Here is a 20,563-nt window from a genome sequence, read left to right on the forward strand (position 1 = left end):
GGCGCGGGTATTTCAGCGATTGAAACGGGGTTTACTGGATCTGCCCGTGGCAATGCTTGAATTTCTTGCCCGAACCGCAGTAGCACAGTTCGTTGCGGCCCAGCTTCTGCTCGTTGCGAACCGGAGCGGTGGCGAGGGCCACATCGACCTCTTCACCCAACACTTCCGGTTGATCCAGACCAGGGGCCTCGGCGTGTTCGAACTGCATGCGGGCGGCCAGTGCTTCGGCTTCCTGACGCAGGCGTTGCTCTTCGGCTTCCGGATCTTCGCGGCGAACCTGAACGTGCGACAGCACACGGATCGAGTCGCGCTTGATCGAATCCAGCAGCTCGGAGAACAGCGTGAACGACTCGCGCTTGTATTCCTGCTTCGGGTTCTTCTGGGCATAGCCACGCAGGTGGATGCCGTGACGCAGGTGATCCATGGTCGACAGGTGGTCTTTCCACAGGTCGTCGAGGACGCGCAGGACGATCTGCTTCTCGAACGAGCGCAGTGCTTCGGCACCGGCCTGATCTTCTTTCTCGTTGTACGCGGCCATCAGCTCGACCATCAGCTTCTCGCGCAGCGTCTCTTCGTACAGGTGATCATCTTCGTCGAGCCATTGCTGGATCGGCAGCTTCACCCCGAAGTCGCTTGCCAGCGAAGCTTCCAGACCGGCCACGTCCCACTGCTCTGGCAGCGATTGCGGCGGAATGTGTGCGCTGACGGTGGCGTTGAGCACGTCCTGACGGAAGTCGGCGATGGTTTCACCGATGTTGTCGGCGGCCAGCAACGTGTTGCGCATGTGATAGATCACTTTACGCTGCTCGTTGTTGACGTCGTCGAACTCGAGCAGTTGCTTGCGAATGTCGAAGTTGCGACCTTCAACCTTGCGCTGCGCCTTCTCGATCGCGTTGGTCACCATGCGGTGCTCGATCGCTTCGCCCGGCTGCATGCCCAGGGCTTTCATGAAGTTCTTCACCCGGTCAGAGGCGAAGATGCGCATCAGGCTGTCTTCCAGCGACAGGTAGAAGCGGCTGGAACCGGCGTCGCCCTGACGACCGGCACGGCCACGCAGCTGGTTGTCGATACGACGGGATTCATGACGCTCGGAGGCGATGACCTGCAGACCGCCGGATTCCAGCACTTGCTGGTGGCGCTTCTGCCAGTCGGCCTTGATCTGGGCGATCTGCTCGGGGCTCGGGTTTTCCAGCGCCGCGACTTCCACTTCCCAGTTACCGCCCAGCAGGATGTCGGTACCACGACCGGCCATGTTGGTGGCGATGGTCAGGGCGCCCGGACGACCGGCTTGCGCGATGATCTCGGCTTCTTTTTCGTGGAACTTGGCGTTCAGTACCTTGTGCTCGATGCCTTCCTTGTTGAGCAGGTTGGACACGTGCTCGGAAGTTTCGATGGTCGCGGTACCCACCAGGATCGGACGGCCCTGGGCCATGCCTTCCTTGATGTCGTTGATGATCGCCGCGTATTTCTCTTCGGCGGTCAGGAACACCAGGTCGTTGTAGTCTTTACGCGCCAACGGCTTGTTCGGCGGAATGACCATGACCTGCAGGCCATAGATCTGGTGGAATTCGAACGCTTCGGTGTCGGCGGTACCGGTCATGCCGGACAGCTTGGTGTACAGACGGAAGTAGTTCTGGAACGTGGTCGAGGCCAGGGTCTGGCTCTCGGCCTGAATGTTCAGACCTTCCTTGGCTTCGATGGCCTGGTGCAGGCCTTCGGACAGACGACGACCCGGCATGGTACGACCGGTGTGTTCGTCGACCAGCACGACCTGGCCGTCCTGCACGATGTATTCGACGTTGCGATGGAACAGCTTGTGCGCACGCAGACCCGAGTAGACGTGGGTCAGCAGACCCAGGTTATGCGCCGAGTACAGGCTCTCGCCTTCGGCCAGCAGGCCGACGCCGGTGAGCATTTCTTCGATGAACTGGTGACCGGCTTCGTTGAGTTCGACCTGACGGGTCTTCTCGTCGATGGTGTAGTGACCGGCCTTGGTGACCTGGCCTTCGACTTCTTCGACGTGCAGTTCCAGCTGCGGGATCAGTTTGTTGATCTCCATGTACAGCTTGGAACTGTCCTCGGCCTGACCGGAAATGATCAGCGGGGTACGGGCTTCGTCGATGAGGATGGAGTCGACTTCGTCGATCACGGCAAAATTGAGTTCGCGCTGGAATTTCTCTTCCATGCTGAACGCCATGTTGTCGCGCAGGTAGTCGAACCCGAATTCGTTGTTGGTACCGTAGGTGATGTCGGCAGCGTAGGCGGCGCGCTTTTCTTCCGGCGGCTGGAACGGCGTCACGACGCCGACGGTCAGGCCGAGGAATTCGTAGAGCGGACGCATCCAGTTGGCGTCACGGCGGGCCAGGTAGTCGTTCACGGTCACAACGTGCACGCCCTTGCCGGACAGCGCGTTGAGGTAAACGCCCAGGGTTGCCACGAGGGTTTTACCCTCACCGGTACGCATTTCGGCAATCATGCCTTCATGCAAGGTCATGCCGCCGATCAACTGGACGTCGAAGTGGCGCATGCCCATGACGCGCTTGCCCGCTTCACGGGCGACCGCGAAGGCTTCAGGCAACAGCTTGTCGAGGGATTCCCCTTTGGCGATACGGGCCTTGAACTCATTGGTCTTGGCGCGCAATTGATCGTCCGAAAGGGCCACCATTTGCTCTTCGAAGGCATTGACGAGCTGCACCGTCTTGAGCATGCGTTTGACTTCACGCTCGTTCTTGCTTCCAAAAAGTTTCTTTAACAAAGGCGCAAACATATCGGCAGGATCTTCCACACTAAAGGGATGGAGGGCGGCCCCGTGAGTCGCCCGTGCAGCCCTCATGGCCGCATGCGAACGAGCATTCTACCCGGAAACGGTGGTGAGGAAAGTGGCGATATTCCACGATGCTGGCACTGCGCTTTGACGGGGCTCACTTAAAATAAGGGCGTTTTGCTCAACTTCAACCCATCAAGGGACGAAGTTAGTCGTTGATTTAATGGGTAAAGCAGGGACAAAAGCAATGGGCGAGTGGTTCCGTTGCTTTCTGCTACCATGGCGCTTCTGTTACTTCAGGTGTTCGAACATGGCATTTCGCCCCCTTACAGCCAGGGCACCCGCCGCTCTGCTTCGCGAAGCCAAACCCCTCAAGGCTCTGCTCGGCCACGCCCAACGCCTGGGGCATCTGCAGCGCCTGCTCGAAAGCCAGCTGCAACCTGCCGCCCGCGAACATTGCCACGTGGCCAAGTGGCGCGAAGGCCAATTGACGCTGGTGGTGACTGACGGGCACTGGGCGACGCGCCTGCGCTACCAGCAAAAACGCCTGCAACGCCAACTGCAGCTGTTCGAAGAATTCGCCAACCTGACGCGCATCCAGTTCCGCGTGCAACCGCCGCTGGTCCAGCGCCGGGCAAGCGGACACTCGATGGATCTGTCGACGGATGCCGCGCAGACCATTAAGTCAACAGCGGACGGGATCAGCGATCCAGGCCTGCGTGCGGCACTTGAGCGCCTGGCGGCACACGCCAAAGACAAATCCTGATCTCAATCCAGAAAACTGCCACTTATCCAATGTGGGAGCGGGCTTGCTCGCGAAGGCGTCTTTTCAGTCAACATTATTGTTAACTGGCAGACCGCTTTCGCGAGCAAGCCCGCTCCCACAGTTTCGATCAGCGCCGTTTGCTGCCACCGAGCAACGAGCCCATCAAGCCGCGCACCAGTTGTTTACCCAGATTATTGGCCGCCTGGCGCATGGCTGACTTCAACGCCTGCCCCGCCGCCGTCCCCAGAAACTCCCCGGCACGATCGGCCAGGCTCGGTTCCTCGGCTGCCGGCCTGCCGGCCGGTGTTTCTGCCGGCGGCGCCAGATCCTTGCGGCCCATCAGGATTTCGTACGCCGACTCACGATCGATCGGCTTGTCATAACGGCCCTTGAACGGCGAGCCGGCGATCAGCATCGTGCGCTCGGTTTCGCTCAACGGCCCGATCCGCGATTGCGGCGGTGCCACCAACACCCGCTGGACCATTTCCGGTGTGCCCTTCTCGGCAAGCGTACCGACCAACGCTTCGCCGATGCCGAGCTCCGTCAGCACCGACAAGGTGTCGAACGCCGGATTTGGCCGAAAACCATCCGCCACCGCACGCAGGGATTTCTGTTCCTTGGCGGTGAACGCGCGCAAGCCGTGCTGGATCCGCAGACCGAGTTGCGCCAGCACGCTGTCCGGCAAATCACTCGGCGACTGAGTAACGAAATACACCCCGACGCCCTTGGAGCGGATCAATCGCACTACTTGCTCAAGCCGGTCCTGCAACGCCTTGGGCGTATCGCCGAACAACAGGTGCGCCTCATCGAAGAACAGCGCCAGCAGTGGTTTGTCGGCATCGCCACGCTCTGGCAGCTGCTCGAACAACTCGGCCAGTAGCCACAGCAGGAACGTCGCGTAGACCTTCGGCGCTTCGTGGACCAGGCGGCTGGCATCGAGCAAATGAATGCGTCCACGGCCATCGGCGGCCGGTTGCAGAATGTCTTCCAGTTGCAGCGCCGGTTCGCCGAACAAGGCTTCAGCGCCCTGCTGCTCCAGAGTCGCCAGCCGACGCAACAGCGCCTGACTGGAACCGGTGGTCATCAGCGCGGCGTCTTCGCCCAGCAGTTGCGGATTATCCTTGAGGTGATTGAGCAGCGCCTTGAGGTCTTTCAGGTCCAGCAGCAACAGGCCTTCGCGGTCCGCTACTTTAAAGGCCGCGTACAGCGCGGCCTGCTGGCTGTCGGTCAGCTCCAGCAGGCTGCCGATCAGCAACGGGCCCATTTCACTCAACGTGGTGCGCAACGGATGACCGGATTCGCCGTGAATGTCCCACAGCGTCACCGGATAGGCCTGCGGCTTGTAGTCGAGCCAGGGCATTCCGGCGATGCGCTCGGCGACCTTGCCCTGCGGATTGCCGGCAGCGCCCAGGCCACACAGGTCGCCCTTGATGTCCGCGGCGAACACCGCGACGCCGGCATCACTGAACGCTTCGGCAAGACGCTGCAAAGTCACGGTCTTGCCGGTCCCCGTCGCACCGGCGATCAGCCCGTGGCGGTTCGCCAGGCGCATGGCCTGAGCAATCGGTTGCCCCGCCAGATCGGCGCCGATAACGAGTTGCGATGTGTCAGGCATTTTGTCACCTATGGTTAATCTTTAATCCGGTATGGCCGATAGATAAAGGCGAGAACCTGACTGAAAAGTCGGTCGGACATTTCCCTAAGGAGAGTCGGAAATATCAGTTTGTTTCACCCTTGCCCATATTGCGCGCCTTTATAAAAGCACGCCCAGGACATTAAGACCTTAGCGGAACCCCAAGCCATGAACAAAAATCTGCGCTTCAGCCATAAAATTTTGCTTGCCGCCGCCCTCATCGTCATCGCCGCTTTCGCCTCGTTCACGCTGTACAACGACTGGCTGCAACGCAACGCGATCCGCGCTGACCTGAACAACTATCTCAACGAGATGGGCGAAGTCACTGCCGATAACATCCAGACCTGGCTCAACGGACGCATTCTGCTGGTCGAGAACGCCGCCCAGAACATCGCCATCAATCCGGAACCCGCCAACGTCGCCAGCCTGCTGGAACAGAAATCCCTGACCTCGACGTTCATGGCCACTTACCTGGGCGATGCCACGGGTCACTTCACCATCCGCCCGGACGTGAAGATGCCGGACGGCTTCGATCCACGGGTGCGCCCTTGGTACAAAGGGGCGGAGAGCAGCAGCGCGTCGACCCTGACCGAACCGTACATCGACGCCGCCACCGGGCAGTTGATCATCTCCATCGCCACCGCCTCGAAAAAGGCCGGCCAGAGCGTTGGCGTGGTCGGCGGTGACCTGAGCCTGCAAACCCTGGTCGACACCCTCACCGCCCGGGACTTCTCCGGCATGGGCTACGCGTTCCTGGTCAGCGCCGACGGCAAGATCCTGGTGCACCCGGACAAGGCACTGGTGATGAAGTCGCTGAAAGAAGCCTATCCGCAGGACACCCCGCGCATCAGCAGCGACTTCAGTGAAATCACGGTCGATGGCAAGACTCGTATCGTCAGCTTCACCCCGATCAAAGGCCTGCCGTCGGTCAACTGGTACATCGGTTTGTCGGTGGATAAGGACAAAGCCTTCTCGATGCTCAGTGAGTTCCGCACCTCGGCGGTGATTGCCACGGTGATTGCGGTGGTCATCATCATCGCGCTGCTGGGCATGCTGATTCGCCTGCTGATTCAGCCACTGCACGTCATGACCCGCGCCATGGAAGACATCGCTGACGGTGAAGGCGACCTGACCAAGCGCCTGACCATCGTCAATAACGATGAATTCGGTGTGCTGGGTACCGCATTCAACCGTTTCGTCGAGCGTATTCACGGCTCGATCCGCGAAGTGTCGTCGGCCACCGGCCAGGTCAACGAGGTCGCGTTGCGCGTGGTCGCGGCGTCCAACTCGTCGATGTACAACTCCGATCAGCAAGCCTCGCGCACCAGCAGCGTCGCCGCCGCGATCAATCAACTGGGCGCCGCCGCCCAGGAAATCGCCCGCAACGCCGCGCAAGCTTCGAACCAGGCCAGTGACGCTCGCGGCCTCGCCGAAGACGGCCAGCAAGTGGTGGATCGCAGCATCAAGGCGATGAATCAACTGTCGAGCATGCTCAGCGCCTCCAGCAGCAACATCGAATCGCTGAACAGCAAAACCGTGAACATCGGGCAGATTCTGGAAGTGATCACCAGCATCTCCCAGCAGACCAACCTGCTGGCGCTCAACGCCGCGATCGAAGCGGCGCGTGCCGGTGAGGCCGGACGCGGCTTTGCCGTGGTCGCCGACGAAGTGCGCAACCTGGCGCACCGCACCCAGGAATCGGCGCAGCAGGTGCAGACCATGATCGAGGAGCTGCAGGTCGGCGCCCGTGAATCGGTGAGCACCATGAGCGACAGTCAGCGCCACAGCCAGGACAGCGTGGAAATCGCCAACCTCGCCGGCGAACGCCTCAACAGCGTGACCCAGCGCATCGGCGAGATCGACGGGATGAACCAGTCGGTAGCGACCGCGACCGAGGAGCAGACCGCAGTGGTCGAGTCGATCAACGTCGACATCACCGAGATCAACACGCTGAACCAGGAAGGCGTCGAGAACCTGCAGGCGACGTTGCGCGCGTGCTCGGATCTGGAACAGCAGGCTTCGCGGCTGAAGCAGTTGGTCGGTAGCTTCAGAATTTAAGGCGCTGCCACTGACCTCTTCGCGAGCAAGCCCGCTCCCACATTGGATCTGTGTCGTTCGCAAATCCCTGTAGGAGCGGGCTTGCTCGCGAAGGCGTCCTGTCAAACACCACAACCCCTCACTGACACTCCCCCCGCGCAATCCCGACCGAACATCTATTCTGGATAAAGGTCAACCAAGGGAGAGCAACACAGCGGAGGGTTCGTCATTGTGCACATCGCCGACATCACCATGTTCTACGCCCCGGCCAGCGGCGGCGTACGCACCTATCTGGACGCCAAGCATCGTCGGCTGGGCGTCAAACCGGGCATTCGCCACAGCCTGCTGATCCCCGGCGCGCACTTTAGTGAACACGATGGCGTCTACACGGTGCCCGCGCCTGCGCTGCCGTTTGGCAAAGGCTATCGCTTCCCGCTGCGTCTGGCGCCGTGGCGCAATGTCCTGCAGGATTTGCAGCCCGATCTGATCGAAGTCGGCGACCCGTACCTGACTGCCTGGGCAGCGCTGGATGCACGACGCCAACTGGATGTGCCGGTGATCGGCTTTTATCACTCGGATCTGCCGCTGTTGGTCAGCAACCGCATGGGCCATTGGGTCACGCCGAATGTCGAGGCGTATGTCACCAAACTCTACGGCAATTTCGACCGGGTGCTGGCGCCGAGCCAGGCCATGGCCGACAAACTCACCGGGCTGGGGGTGCGCAATGTCTTCGTGCAGCCACTGGGGGTGGACCTGCAAACCTTTCACCCCGACGCCCGCGACAACGGTTTGCGCGCCGAACTGGGGATTGCCGAAGACAGCCGTCTGCTGATCTTTGCCGGGCGCGGCTCCAAAGAGAAGAACCTGCCGGTGCTGCTCAAATGCATGCGACGCCTCGGCCCGCGCTATCACCTGTTGCTGGTCGGCTCATCGATGCCCGCCGTGGTCCCGGACAATGTCAGCGTGATCGACGGGTTCTGCCCGGCCGCCACCGTGGCGCGATTAATGGCCAGCGCCGACGCCCTGCTGCATGCCGGCGATCAGGAAACCTTCGGTCTGGTGATCCTCGAAGCCATGGCCTGCGGGATTCCGGTAGTCGCAGTGGCGGCCGGGGCGTTCGAGGAAATCGTCAACGAGGACTGCGGCTTGCTGTGTGCACCGAACAATCCACAAGCCATGGCCAATGCCGTGCGCGAACTGTTCAGTCGCGGCTGCGTGAAACTCGGCCAGCAGGCGCGGCAACACGTCGAACGGCATTATTCCTGGGACAGCGTGGTCGACAGCCTGCTCGGTCATTATCACGCGGTTCTCGGCCATTCCTGGCCTCGGGTGGCCAATGGCTGATCCCCTGAACCGCCGCGCCGTGTTGCTGGTGCTGCACGACGTAGCACCGTCGACGTGGGCGGATTATCAGCCATTCGTCGAAGCCGTCGATGCGCTGGGCGGCGTGCCGATGACCTGGCTGGTGGTACCGAATTTCCATGGGCGCGATGCTCTTGAAGCGCATCCGGCGTTCTGTCGCAGGCTCGGCGAGCGGGTGGCCCGTGGCGATGAACTGGCCTTGCACGGTTTTTACCATGACGACCGCGAGCCGGCACCGACCACGCCCCGCGACTGGTTCATGCGCCGGATCTACACCCACGAAGGCGAGTTCTATCACCTGTCCCGCGAAGCCGCGCTTGCGCGACTGCGTGCCGGTATCGAGTTGTTCCAGCGCTACGACTGGCCGTTGCACGGTTTCGTCGCCCCGGCCTGGCTGATGAGCGAGGGTACGCGCCAGGCCTTGCGCGAGTTGCCGTTGCACTACACCAGCGATCCGCAGCATCTTTTTTGCCTGCCGGATTTCACCTCGATCGATGCTCCCGGTCTGGTGTGGAGCGCCCGCAGTGCCTGGCGCCGTGGCCTGTCGAAAGTCCTCAGCGACCAACGCGAGCAGCGCTGGCGTCAGGCCCCGGTGATTCGCCTCGGCCTGCACCCGGTGGATATGCGCTACCGTTACTCGCGAAACTACTGGCTGCAAACCCTCAAACGCCTGCTCGCCGAAGGACGCATGCCGATGACCAAGATTGACTGGCTGGCGCAACAGCGCGGGCAACTCGGGCGCGCCGCATGAGCCGCGGCATTCTGTTGTTGATCGGCCTGCTCGCGGCGCTGCTGATTCCGCTGTTGCTCGGTGGCAATGAAATCTGGTCGCGCCTGCAAAGCTTTCCGCTGCCATGGCTGCTGGTGCTGTTCGGCATGATCCTGCTCTGCTGGGGTATCAACACCCTGCGCTTGCGGCTGTTACTGGGCGATCAACGAGATCGCGTCTCACCGCTGAAGAGTCTCGGGGTGGTGATGGCCGCCGAGTTTGCCTATTGCGCCACCCCCGGTGGCAGCGGCGGTCCGCTGACCATCATGGCCCTGCTGGCCCGTTGCGGGGTGCGCCCGGCGCGGGGCAGCGCGGTGTTTGCGATGGATCAGTTGAGCGATCTGCTGTTCTTTCTCTGCGCCTTGAGCGCAATTCTGATCTACGCGCTGTTCCAGCACCTGAGCGACCGTATGGAATGGCTGCTGATGGTCAGTGCCGTGTCGTTATTCGGCGGCCTGATCGGTTGTGCACTGTTGGCGCGCTATCATCGCGCACTGATTCGCCTGAGCGGGCGCCTGTTGGCCCGCATGAACGTCGAGCACAGCACCCGCCGACGCTGGGCGCGCAAGCTCTTGCACTTTCTTGCAGCGTTCACCGATACCCTGAAATTGCCGTGGCAGACCTTGAGCAAAGTGTTTGCGTTGACGTGCGTGCATTGGCTGCTGCGTTACAGCGTGCTGTATCTGGCGCTGCGCGGGCTGGGTGCGGACTTGCAGTGGGCCTGGAGCTTTCTGGTGCAGATGCTGTCGCTGGGCGCGGGCCAGTTCACGCTGTTGCCGGGGGGCGCAGGCGCGGCGGAATTGACCTCGGCGGCACTGCTGGCGCCCATGGTCGGCAAATCCACAGCGGCGGCGGCAATCCTGATCTGGCGGGCAGTGACGTTCTATTTCTATCTGCTGGTGGGTGGCCCGGTGTTTGTGCTGATGCTGGGACGACCGTTGCTCAAGAAATTGATGAAAGTCAGACAGGCTTCTTAGGTTCGTCCAGCTGTTCCTTCATTTGCTCCCATAACTCGGCAGCCCCGGGAAACTCTGTCCCGTCCTCCGGCGTCATGTCTTCGGGATCATATCTGCTCAGACACCCCTCACCCACGGTGGCCGGCGCTTTGGAAGTGGCTTTGTCCAGTGGATCGCTCATGGGCAGTTCCTCAGGGATGAAATGAAAAAGGGCCTGGACGATTGAACGCCCAGACCCTTGATTTTTCAACCGCAGACTTTCAGACCGATCAGAACACCACGGTCTTGTTGCCGTGCACCAGCACGCGGTCTTCGAGGTGATAGCGCAGACCACGGGCCAACACCATCTTCTCGACGTCACGGCCGAAACGCACCATGTCTTCGATGCTGTCGCTGTGGCTGACGCGTACCACGTCCTGCTCGATGATCGGGCCGGCATCCAGCTCTTCGGTCACGTAGTGGCAGGTCGCGCCGATCAGCTTCACGCCGCGCAGCGACGCCTGATGGTACGGCTTGGCACCGACGAACGACGGCAGGAAGCTGTGGTGAATGTTGATCACCTTGTGTGCGTATTCGCGGCACAGGGCCGGCGGCAGGATCTGCATGTAGCGCGCCAGCACCACCACTTCGGCGTCGTGCTGCTTGACCAGACGCGAGACTTCGGCGAAGGCCGGCTCCTTGTCCTGCGGATTGACCGGGACATGGTAATAAGGAATGCCATGCCACTCGACCATGCTGCGCAGGTCATTGTGGTTGGAAATCACGCAGGAGATTTCGCAATCGAGCTCGTCGCTGTGCCAGCGGTGCAGCAAGTCTGCCAGACAGTGGGATTCGCGGCTGGCCATCAGCACTACGCGTTTCTTCTGTTCGGTATCGGTAATGCGCCAGTCCATCGAGAACTCTTCGGCGATCGGCGCAAACTTCTCGCGCAGTACTTCAATACCGAACGGCAGCGAATCGGCACGGATCTCGTGACGCATGAAGAACCAGCCGTTCTGATTATCCGAGTGGTGGCTCGCTTCGGTGATCCAACCGTTGTGGGATGCCAGAAAGTTACTGACTTTGGCAACGATGCCAACGCGGTCAGGGCAGGAAATCACCAACCGAAAGGTGCGCATGGGGGAAAAACTCCAGAACTTCGCAAAGGCGGCCATTCTAGCGACTGTGCGCGGAAACTGCAGTATTGATGACCGATTCCCCCGAGACGGCGCGACTCAAGGAGTCCGATCGTCCGGCGCGCCAATGTGATGGCACTGCCGTGACGCTGTTCGAGCAGATAATTGTGAATAATCGTGATGAATGCATCACATTATTTAAATGACCATTCAATTTACCGGTTATTTCACGTAACTAATTCAAATAAAAAATCCGGTTAAATGTTTACTTGATGAAACAGCCTGACTATTATTGCGGCACTGTCCCCTGCCATTCAACACATCCGCATAAGGTAGTTACCATGTCCTTGATCAACGAATATCGCGCCACCGAAGAAGCAATCAAAGAGCTGCAAGCCCGTTTGAAGAACCTGTCGCAAGACGACAAACTGCAAGCCGAGCTGGAATTCGAAGGCAAACTGCGCACCCTGATGGGCGAATACTCCAAGTCCCTGCGCGACATCATCGCCCTGCTGGATCCGGAATCGAAAACCAAAGGTACCCGTGGCGCCGCAGTAAAAACTACCGGCACCAAGCGCGCGCGCAAAGTTAAACAATACAAAAACCCGCACAACGGCGAAGTCATCGAAACCAAAGGTGGCAACCACAAGACTCTGAAAGAGTGGAAAGCCAAGTGGGGCGGTGACGTGGTTGAAGGCTGGGCTACCCTGCTGGGCTAAGCCGCAACGCCTGCCGCAGACTGATTCTGCGGCCCATGAAAAACGCCAGCATACGCTGGCGTTTTTTTATGCCCGGCATTTCATGGGCACACTATGTTCGATTTCAAAGATTCAAACGTTTGCGCAATGCCTCGACATAATTCTGCCACTCATTGAGCACTTGATTCTGTATCGGCGTAGCACTAAGCGCCCATTGCTGCGCGGCCTCGGCAAAAGATTGCAGGGTATTAGGCGCGCCCATTTGCGGCTCGGACAAACGCTGCTGACAGAATATTCTCCAGCGTTCTTGCTCCTCGGAATTCAACGTATCGGGAAAGTTGCGTGCGCGATATCGAAAGAGTAATTCCGGCAGACGTTCATCATCGAACGGCCAGTGTTCTTGCGCTAATTGTGCCGGATCCGCCGTCCTCACTTGCTCACATAGACGCCGGTCACGATCACCGATAAATCCATCGTACAACTGCTGTTCCGGATCTTCGCTCGGCGTGAAGTCTTCGCTGGCGTAAATCGCCGCGACTTTATCTTTCCAAACTTGTTGTGCGTCACTTAGCCGCAGCGCACGTGCCTGATACAGCGCCATGTCCAGGCCCAGGCGCTGCTGATCGTCGGCGCGCAATACCGACAACGGCGCCACCACCGGGCAGCGATTGATGTGAATCAGTTTCAGTGGCACCGGCAGTTCACCTTCGGCGAGGTCGTCACGGCGGGTGTACAGGCGCTGGCGCAGGGTTTCGGCGTCCAGATCCAGCAAGCCTTGCGGATCAAGGTGCAGGTCACAGACGATCAGCGCATTGCGATTGCGCGGATGCCAGGCCAATGGCAGCACTACACCGACATAGTGCCGCGCCGCCGAAAAGCGTCCGGAGATATGCACCAGCGGCTGCAACAGACGAATCTGATCCATGACCTTCTGCTTGCTGCGCAATTGAAACAGCCAGTCATACAACTTCGGCTGTTTCTCGCGGATCAACCGCGCCAGCGCGATGGTGGCGCGCACGTCCGACAGCGCTTCGTGCGCATGCCCATGGTCGATATGGTTGGCGGCCGTCAGACGTTCGAGTTTGAGGGTGACCTTGCCTTCGTCATCGGTCGGCCAGACCAGGCCGTCCGGGCGCAACGCATACGCGGCACGCACCACATCGATCAGGTCCCAGCGACTGTTGCCGCCCTGCCACTCGCGGGCATACGGGTCGAAGAAGTTGCGGTACAGGCTGTAGCGGGTCATCTCGTCGTCGAAACGCAAGGTGTTGTAACCCGCGCCGCAAGTGCCGGGCGTCGCCAGTTGTGCATGCACACGGGTCATGAAATCGGCTTCGCTCAGACCGTGCTCGGCGAGTTGCCCCGGGGTAATGCCGGTGATCGCGCAGGCCGCCGGGTGCGGCAGGATGTCTTCGCTGGGCTGGCAGTAGAGGTTGACCGGTTCGTCGATTTCATTGAGGTCGTGGTCGGTGCGAATCCCGGCGACCTGCAGCGGACGGTCGTTGCGCGGATTGATGCCGGTGGTTTCGTAGTCGTACCAGAAGATTGAAGTCACGGGCGGTTCCTGAACTGAAGATCGGCAAAGTCTAGGCGTTGAACCCGCATCGCGGCCAGCGCTGTGTCATTCAACTCGCGCGCGCCACACGATGTGCAATACATAGTGATGTCGTTTTCCCCCAAGAGGCTGCTAGCATCGGACAGACCTCGCCTCCCGATCCGGCCCCATCAGGTAGCCCATGCTCGAGAACACAGCAGCGCCACGGAAAGCACCGCTGAACCCGCCACTCGATACCCGCTATCAAGTGGAAACCCCGGAGGGCATCGACCTGCCGTTGCGCCCGGCCGGCCTGATGGTGCGCAGCCTCGCCTTCGGCATCGACCTGGGCATTCGCGGAGCCATCCTCGGCGTGCTGTTCCTGTTGCTGGCATTTCTCGGTCAGCTCGGCATGGGCCTGGGTTCGCTGCTGCTGTTTGCCGTCAGTTGGTGGTACATGGTGCTGTTCGAAGTGCTGCGTCAGGGCCGTTCGCCGGGCAAGCAATGGATGGGCCTGCGGGTGATCCACGATGACGGCACACCGATCGGCTGGTCGGCCTCGCTGCTGCGCAACCTGTTGCGTTTCGTCGACCTGCTGCCGTTCGGTTATTTCCTCGGGGCGATCAGTTGCCTGCAGCACCCGACCTTCAAACGCCTGGGCGACATCGCCGCCGGCACCCTGGTGGTCTACAGCGAACGCCCACTCGCACGCCCGCAACTGCCCGACGCCCAGCCGCGCCGCTCGCCCGTCCCGCTCACCCTCAGCGAACAACGCGCCCTGCTCGCCTTCGCCGAACGCCAGGGCGAACTGTCGCCAGCGCGGGTCAACGAGCTGGCCGCGCTGCTCGCCCAGCCGCTGCACATTTCGGCGCCCAAAGCGGTCAGCGAACTCAACGGTATCGCCCGCGGCTTGTTGGGGCCGACATGAAGCAGAGTCTTTTCGAAACTCGCCACAAGGCCGAATGGGAGCGCTTCACGCTGGCGCTCGAACGCCTCGAACATGGCAAGGACACCTCGCAAGTGGCCACTTTCCCCAAGGCTTATCGACGCCTGTGCCAGCATCTGGCGCTGGCACAGGAGCGTGGCTACAGCAGTTTTCTGACCGACTCGCTGCAACAACTGGTGTTGCGCGGCCATCAGCAGCTCTATCGGCACCGCAGCCGCTTCGGCGCCAACCTGCTGGGTTTCATCCTCGCTGACTTCCCCCGGCTGGTGCGCGCCGAATGGCCCTTTGTGCTGGCCGCCGGCCTGGTGTTTTTCGGCAGCCTGATCGGTTTTGCCTTGCTGGTGTATGCCTTTCCCGAACGGGTCTACAACCTGATCCCCGCCGAACAGGTGCGCGAGATGCAGAGCATGTACGACCCGGTGGCCGGGCACCTCGGGCGTTCGGCCGAACGCGCGGCCAGTGAAGACTGGGTGATGTTCGGCTACTACGTGATGCACAACATCGGCATCGCCTTTCAGACCTTCGCCAGCGGTTTGCTGCTGGGCGTGGGCAGCGCGTTTTTCCTCCTCTATAACGGCTTGATCATCGGTGCGGTGGCCGGGCATCTGACTGAAATCGGTTTCGGGCAGACGTTCTGGTCGTTCGTGATCGGCCACGGTGCTTTCGAGCTGAGCGCCATTGCACTGGCGGGTGCCGCCGGCCTGAAACTCGGCTGGGCGTTGATCGCGCCCGGACGCCTGACGCGCGGTGAAGCACTGAAAACCGCCGCGCGCACAAGCGTGCTGCTGGTGTGCGGGGTCATGCTGTTCCTGCTGATCGCGGCGTTCATCGAAGCGTACTGGTCGTCGCGGACCGGGGTTACACCGCCGATCAAATATGCGGTCGGTGCCGCGTTGTGGATCGCCGTGGCGGCCTATCTGCTGTTCGCCGGAACGACCCGCCATGCGCCTGAGTGATGCCACTGTAGCGATCCGCCCGCGCAGCACCTGGGAAGCCATGGACCTGGGCGTGCTCATGAGCCAGCAGCATCGTCGGCTGCTGATGACCAGTTGGGCCATCGTCACCCTGCCGCTGTTCGTCGTGCTCAGTCTGCTGCTGTGGGATTCGCCGTCGCTGGCGATACTGATTTTCTGGTGGCTGAAACCGGCCTACGAACGCCTGCCGCTGTACATCCTGTCCAAGGCCCTGTTCGGCGAAACGCCCACTCTGAAACAGGCCCTGCGCGAATTTCCGCGACTGCTCAAACCACAACTGCTGGCCAGCCTGACCTGGCGCCGCCTGAGCCTGAGTCGAAGCTTTCTGCTGCCGGTGGTGCAACTCGAAGGCCTCGACGGCACCGCTCGCCAGCAACGCTTGCAGGTGTTGCTGCAACGCAATGCCGGCGCTGCGCAATGGCTGACGATCATCGGCATGCATCTGGAGACCGCGCTGTGGATCGGCCTGATGGTGCTGTTCTACATGCTGCTGCCGCAGCAGATTGAAACCGACTGGGACTGGCAATCGCTGATCCTCGACGCCGATCATCATTGGCGTTGGCTGGAACACCTGACCAACGCCTTCTACGCGCTGGTGCTGGTGGTCTGGGAACCGATTTATGTCGCCTGCGGCTTCAGCCTGTATCTGAACCGACGCACCGCACTGGAAGCGTGGGACATCGAGTTGGTATTCCGTCGTTTGCGCCAGCGCTTGAACAGCAGCGCTCTGGGTCTGCTGCTGGCGGTCTGTCTGTGGCTGCCGGCGGTGCCACCGGTGTGGGCGGATGCCCCGGCCAGCGCACCGGAGGCACCCCGCCTGCTGCACCAACCGCTGACCAGTCAGGCTGCGCACGACAGCATCAAGGCGCTGCTCGAACAACCGCCGTTCAAGAACAAGGAAAGCGTGACCCGCTACCGCTTTGGCGACGACCCGGCCACCCCGGCCGAGGGCAAACCCGGCGAGCCTCCGCAATGGCTGAAAACCCTGCTCGGCTGGCTGGACAGTCAGCGCTTCAATGCCTTGGCGGTGTTGATCGAAGTGCTGCTGTGGGGCGCGTTGCTCACGGCCGTCGGCTGGCTGATCTGGCGCTATCGCGAGTTTCTGCGCACCTTCGTCAGTCGCCGGGCGAAGTTGCCCGCCCGCGTCAGGCCACCTGCGCCGCAACAAGCATTTGGCCTGGACCTGACCCCGCAATCCTTGCCCGACGACATCGCCGCCAGCGCCGAACAACTCTGGCAGACCCAGCCCCGCGCGGCGCTGGGCCTGCTCTATCGCGGCTTGCTCAGCCGTCTGCTGCACGATTTTGCCCTGACCTTGAAACCCGCCGACACCGAGCATCAGGTGCTGCTGCGGGTCGAGCAATTGCAGCACCCTGAACTGCTGGCGTTCAGTCGCAGCCTGACACAGCACTGGCAGAACATGGCCTACGGGCACCGCGTACCGGCGGCACATCTGCAACAGGAACTGTGTGACGGCTGGCGCGCCTTGTTCGAGCAGGGAGCGCGCGCTTGAACCGGCGCAACGCGTGGCTGCTCGGCGGGCTGATGGTCGCCCTGCTCGCGGCGTTGAGCGTTTATCTGTACCTCAAGGCGCGGCCCTATCAGGAAGTGATCGATCACGGCCCCTCGCCCCAGGCGCAGGCCAATCCTTATCTGGCGGCAGAAATGTTTTTGCGCGAGCGCGGCCTCAACGTCGGCCACGCCGAAACGCTGGCGGTGCTGCCCGACATCGATCCGCGTCGGCACACCCTGCTGTTGTTCGGCGAGCGTTCGCGCATGACCCCGCGGCAGGTCGATCAGGTGTTGAACTGGGCCCGCGCCGGTGGGCGGCTGGTGTTCGTCGCCGAAGCCCTGTGGGATCAGCAGGCCAGACAAAGCGCTGACCTGTTGCTGGACCGGGTGCAGTTGCACCAGTCCCTGAGCAAGGATCTCAAGGAGCCGCCGGCGGAGCTGGCCGATGATCCGTACCCGAACCTGACCAAACTTTATCTGGAAAACGAGGACGCGCCGGCCTACGCCGGTTTCGACACCGCGTTCCATCTGGAAGACCCGAAGAATCTCGCCCAGGCCTGGGCCAACAGCGCCAAGGCCACGCACATGATGCAACTGGCGTACGGCCTCGGCTCGGTCACCGTGGTCACCGATGCCGAGCTGTGGAAGACCCCGGCCATCAGCAAACACGACAACGCCTGGCTGCTCTGGTACCTGAGCGCCGACACCGACGTCACGCTGATTTTCAACACGCTACACGAGGGGCTGCCGAGCTTGCTCTGGCGTTACTTCCCGCAAGCCATCGTCGCCCTGCTGGCGCTGATCGGTCTGGCCCTGTGGCACCTCGGTGTGCGCCACGGGCCTTTGCAGGCACGCGCTCAGCGTGGCCGTCGCCAGTTGCAGGAACACCTGCGCGCCAGTGCCGATTTCATCCTGCGCCACAACGGTCAGCACACGCTGTTGCAAGCCCTGCAACAGGACGTGCTGCGCCGCGCCCGCCGCCGGTATCCCGGTTTCGACCAATTGAACGTGGCCGAGCAATGGCTGGTGCTGTCGCGCCTGACCCGTCAACCGACCCGCGCCATCAGCCAGGCCCTGAGCCCGGTATCGAAACAGCGCATGAGCAGCGCTGATTTCAGTCGCCAGGTGGCCCACCTGCAAACCTTGAGGAACACGCTATGAGTGAACAGATCGAGCCCGGCAGCGCCAGCCACGCCGCCCAGCAACGCCAGCGTGCCAGCCAGTTGGCGCAAGCGGTGCGCGGCGAATTGCAGAAGGCCCTGATCGGCCAGAACGGCGTGATCGACGATGTGCTGACCGCGCTGATCGCCGGCGGCCACGTGCTGCTCGAAGGCGTTCCGGGACTGGGCAAGACCTTGCTGGTGCGGGCGCTGGCGCGTTGTTTCGGCGGCGAGTTCGCGCGCATCCAGTTCACCCCGGACCTGATGCCCAGCGACGTCACCGGCCACGCGGTGTACGACCTGCACACCGAGCAGTTCAAGCTGCGCAAGGGGCCGCTGTTCACCAACTTGCTGCTGGCCGACGAGATCAACCGCGCCCCGGCAAAAACCCAGGCGGCGTTGCTCGAAGCGATGCAGGAGCGCCAGGTCACCCTCGAAGGCCGGGCGCTGCCGATCGCCCAGCCGTTCATGGTGCTCGCCACCCAGAACCCGATCGAGCAGGAAGGCACTTATCCATTGCCGGAAGCCGAGCTCGACCGCTTCATGCTCAAGGTGCGTATGGATTACCCGGAGGCCGAGCAAGAGCTGAACATGGTGCGCCAGGTCAGCCGCTCGACCCGCGCCGACATGCTCGACGTGCAGCCGCTGCGCACCGTGTTGCAGGCCAAGGACGTGCAGGCCCTGCAACGCATCGCCAGCGACTTGCCGATCGACGATCAAGTGCTGGATTACGCGGTGCGCCTGGCGCGCAGCACCCGCTCCTGGCCAGGCCTGACCCTCGGTGCCGGGCCGCGTGCCTCGATTGCGCTGGTGCGTTGCGCCCGCGCCCGGGCGTTGCTGCGCGGCGGCGAGTTCGTGATTCCCGATGACATCAAGGGCTGCGCGCTCGCAGTGCTGCGCCATCGCGTGCGGGTGGCGCCGGAACTGGACATCGAAGGTCTGCCGGTCGATCAGGTGCTGCAGCAACTGCTCGACCAAGTGCCGGCGCCACGCCTGTGAAACCGTCACGCCTGCTGCTGATCTGGCTCGCTGTTCTGCTGGCCGGCGGCACGCTGCTGGGCACCGTGCAGGCGCTCGACATCCCGACCCCCGCCAGCCTTTCGGCGATCAACTGGGGCTTGCTCCTGGCTCTGCTGGTGCTGGCGATCATCGATGCGTTACGCCTCAGGCGCTTGCCCTCGCCGCGGATCAAACGCCAGATGCCCGGCAATCTGGCACTGGGTCGCTGGAGTGAAGTACGGCTGCAGGTCAGTCACGATTTCACTGCGCCGGTCGCCGTGAAGATGTTCGACCACGTGCCCCAGGGTCTGAGTTTCGAAAACCTGCCGCTCCCGGTCGAGCTGCAACCCGGACAATTCAGCGAGGTCGGCTACCGCTTGCGTCCGCTCAAGCGCGGTCACTTCAACTTCGGGCATTGCGAAATCAATCTGCCCAGCCCCTTCGGCTTGTGGACAGGCCAACGCCTGCTGGAAGTGAGCAGTGATATCCGCGTCTACCCGGACTTTGCAAAGCTCTACGGCGGGCAATTGCTGGCGGTGGACAACTGGCTGAGCCAGCTCGGCGTACGTCAACGCCAGCGTCGTGGCCAGGGCCAGGAGTTTCATCAGCTGCGTGAATTCCGCGAAGGCGACAGCCTGCGCCAGATCGACTGGAAAGCCACCGCCCGCCAGCGCACGCCGATTGCGCGCGAGTACGAAGACGAGCGCGACCAGCAGATCATGTTCCTGCTCGACTGCGGCCGACGCATGCGCAGCCAGGATGACGAGCTGGCGCATTTCGACCATGCGCTCAACGCTTGCCTGCTGCTCAGCCACGTGGCACTGCGCCAGGGCGATGCGGTGGGGTTGTGCACGTTCGCCGTCGATCAACCGCGTTATCTGGCGCCGATCAAGGGGTCCAGTCAGCTCAAGGTCCTGCTCAATGCCGTCTACGATCTCGACAGCAGTCAGCGTCCTGCTGACTATTCAACGGCGACCAATCATCTCTTGGCCCGCCAGAAGCGCCGGGCGCTGATCATTCTGCTGACCAACCTGCGTGACGAGGACGACGAAGATCTGCTCGCCAGCGTCAAACGTCTGGGCCAGCAGCATCAAGTGCTGGTGGTCAGTCTGCGCGAGGAAACCCTCGACCGCGTGCGCAATTCCCCGGTTCAGACGCTGCCCGAAGCCCTCGCCTACTGCGGCACCGTGGACTACCTCAATGCCCGGGCCGAACTGCATGAGCGCCTGGCCGCTCACGGCGTGCAGGTACTGGATGTGCGCCCCGGCGAGTTGAGCACGGGGCTGGTGAACCGCTATCTGAGCTGGAAGCGTGCCGGCGTTATCTGATCAAACGATG

At 61.8% G+C, this 20,563-nt stretch carries 17 protein-coding genes and 1 pseudogene; 13 read left to right on the plus strand and 5 right to left on the minus strand.

Annotated elements, in window-relative coordinates:
* Window positions 1-31: 31 nt before the first annotated feature.
* Window positions 32-2,767 carry a preprotein translocase subunit SecA gene (gene secA, locus ACVHNU_RS18540; RefSeq protein WP_103485168.1) on the minus strand — a complete coding sequence of 912 codons (2,736 nt, stop codon included), beginning with the start codon at window positions 2,765-2,767 and terminating at the stop codon, window positions 32-34.
* A 307-nt stretch (window positions 2,768-3,074) separates the two neighbouring features.
* Between secA and ACVHNU_RS18545 the strand changes: the two genes are divergently transcribed.
* The gene (locus tag ACVHNU_RS18545) at window positions 3,075-3,530 is read left to right on the plus strand and encodes a DUF721 domain-containing protein (protein WP_473018024.1); all 456 of its coding nucleotides are present in this window, start codon (window positions 3,075-3,077) and stop codon (window positions 3,528-3,530) included.
* Window positions 3,531-3,657: 127 nt separating this feature from the next.
* Here the strand turns inward: ACVHNU_RS18545 and ACVHNU_RS18550 are convergent, their stop codons facing one another.
* Window positions 3,658-5,145, minus strand: a complete 1,488-nt coding sequence (locus ACVHNU_RS18550) for a helicase HerA-like domain-containing protein (protein ID WP_473018025.1) — start codon at window positions 5,143-5,145, stop codon at window positions 3,658-3,660.
* A gap of 186 nt (window positions 5,146-5,331) precedes the next feature.
* Here ACVHNU_RS18550 and ACVHNU_RS18555 point away from each other — a divergent pair.
* The 5 genes and pseudogenes from ACVHNU_RS18555 to ACVHNU_RS18575 all read left to right on the plus strand — a co-directional run.
* A pseudogene (locus tag ACVHNU_RS18555) lies at window positions 5,332-6,363 on the plus strand (HAMP domain-containing protein); the annotation flags it as partial.
* Window positions 6,364-6,456: 93 nt separating this feature from the next.
* The gene (locus ACVHNU_RS18560; protein WP_371043227.1) at window positions 6,457-7,221 is read left to right on the plus strand and encodes a methyl-accepting chemotaxis protein; all 765 of its coding nucleotides are present in this window, start codon (window positions 6,457-6,459) and stop codon (window positions 7,219-7,221) included.
* A gap of 231 nt (window positions 7,222-7,452) precedes the next feature.
* Entirely contained in the window at window positions 7,453-8,544 is a 1,092-nt protein-coding gene (locus ACVHNU_RS18565; RefSeq protein WP_473020085.1) for a glycosyltransferase family 4 protein, read from the plus strand.
* Window positions 8,537-9,313 carry a DUF2334 domain-containing protein gene (locus ACVHNU_RS18570; RefSeq protein WP_473018026.1) on the plus strand — a complete coding sequence of 259 codons (777 nt, stop codon included), beginning with the start codon at window positions 8,537-8,539 and terminating at the stop codon, window positions 9,311-9,313. Before ACVHNU_RS18565 ends, ACVHNU_RS18570 begins: the two co-directional genes overlap by 8 nt.
* Window positions 9,310-10,308, plus strand: a complete 999-nt coding sequence (locus tag ACVHNU_RS18575) for a lysylphosphatidylglycerol synthase transmembrane domain-containing protein (RefSeq protein ID WP_103486328.1) — start codon at window positions 9,310-9,312, stop codon at window positions 10,306-10,308. The genes ACVHNU_RS18570 and ACVHNU_RS18575 overlap by 4 nt, the downstream gene beginning before the upstream one ends.
* Here ACVHNU_RS18575 and ACVHNU_RS18580 read toward each other — a convergent pair.
* Window positions 10,292-10,468 (minus strand): hypothetical protein, encoded by a 177-nt coding sequence (locus tag ACVHNU_RS18580; protein ID WP_177434683.1) that lies wholly within the window; start codon window positions 10,466-10,468, stop codon window positions 10,292-10,294. The genes ACVHNU_RS18575 and ACVHNU_RS18580 overlap by 17 nt on opposite strands.
* An 88-nt stretch (window positions 10,469-10,556) precedes the next feature.
* A complete protein-coding gene (purU, locus tag ACVHNU_RS18585; protein WP_003227580.1) occupies window positions 10,557-11,405 on the minus strand; it encodes a formyltetrahydrofolate deformylase in 849 nt (282 codons plus the stop codon).
* A gap of 338 nt (window positions 11,406-11,743) precedes the next feature.
* Between purU and mvaT the strand changes: the two genes are divergently transcribed.
* The gene (gene mvaT / locus ACVHNU_RS18590) at window positions 11,744-12,121 is read left to right on the plus strand and encodes a histone-like nucleoid-structuring protein MvaT (protein ID WP_003227581.1); all 378 of its coding nucleotides are present in this window, start codon (window positions 11,744-11,746) and stop codon (window positions 12,119-12,121) included.
* A gap of 103 nt (window positions 12,122-12,224) precedes the next feature.
* Here the strand turns inward: mvaT and sbcB are convergent, their stop codons facing one another.
* On the minus strand, window positions 12,225-13,655 hold the full coding sequence (gene sbcB / locus ACVHNU_RS18595) for an exodeoxyribonuclease I (protein ID WP_473018027.1): 1,431 nt from the start codon (window positions 13,653-13,655) through the stop codon (window positions 12,225-12,227).
* A 181-nt stretch (window positions 13,656-13,836) separates the two neighbouring features.
* On the opposite strand from sbcB, the gene ACVHNU_RS18600 reads away from it, so the two are divergent.
* From ACVHNU_RS18600 to ACVHNU_RS18625, 6 genes are read left to right on the plus strand one after another with little or no spacing between them, the layout of a single operon-like run.
* Window positions 13,837-14,562: an RDD family protein gene (locus ACVHNU_RS18600; protein ID WP_003227585.1), complete on the plus strand. Its 726-nt coding sequence runs from the start codon at window positions 13,837-13,839 to the stop codon at window positions 14,560-14,562.
* Window positions 14,559-15,536, plus strand: a complete 978-nt coding sequence (locus ACVHNU_RS18605; RefSeq protein WP_473018028.1) for a stage II sporulation protein M — start codon at window positions 14,559-14,561, stop codon at window positions 15,534-15,536. Before ACVHNU_RS18600 ends, ACVHNU_RS18605 begins: the two co-directional genes overlap by 4 nt.
* On the plus strand, window positions 15,523-17,067 hold the full coding sequence (locus ACVHNU_RS18610; RefSeq protein WP_473018030.1) for a DUF4129 domain-containing protein: 1,545 nt from the start codon (window positions 15,523-15,525) through the stop codon (window positions 17,065-17,067). The genes ACVHNU_RS18605 and ACVHNU_RS18610 overlap by 14 nt, the downstream gene beginning before the upstream one ends.
* Window positions 17,064-18,227: a DUF4350 domain-containing protein gene (locus tag ACVHNU_RS18615; RefSeq protein ID WP_473018031.1), complete on the plus strand. Its 1,164-nt coding sequence runs from the start codon at window positions 17,064-17,066 to the stop codon at window positions 18,225-18,227. The genes ACVHNU_RS18610 and ACVHNU_RS18615 overlap by 4 nt, the downstream gene beginning before the upstream one ends.
* Entirely contained in the window at window positions 18,224-19,225 is a 1,002-nt protein-coding gene (locus tag ACVHNU_RS18620; RefSeq protein WP_473018032.1) for an AAA family ATPase, read from the plus strand. The genes ACVHNU_RS18615 and ACVHNU_RS18620 overlap by 4 nt, the downstream gene beginning before the upstream one ends.
* Window positions 19,222-20,553 (plus strand): DUF58 domain-containing protein, encoded by a 1,332-nt coding sequence (locus ACVHNU_RS18625; RefSeq protein WP_473018033.1) that lies wholly within the window; start codon window positions 19,222-19,224, stop codon window positions 20,551-20,553. The genes ACVHNU_RS18620 and ACVHNU_RS18625 overlap by 4 nt, the downstream gene beginning before the upstream one ends.
* Window positions 20,554-20,563: the final 10 nt, after the last annotated feature.

The sequence above is a fragment of the Pseudomonas sp. Ors-4-3C genome, from assembly GCF_055755035.1.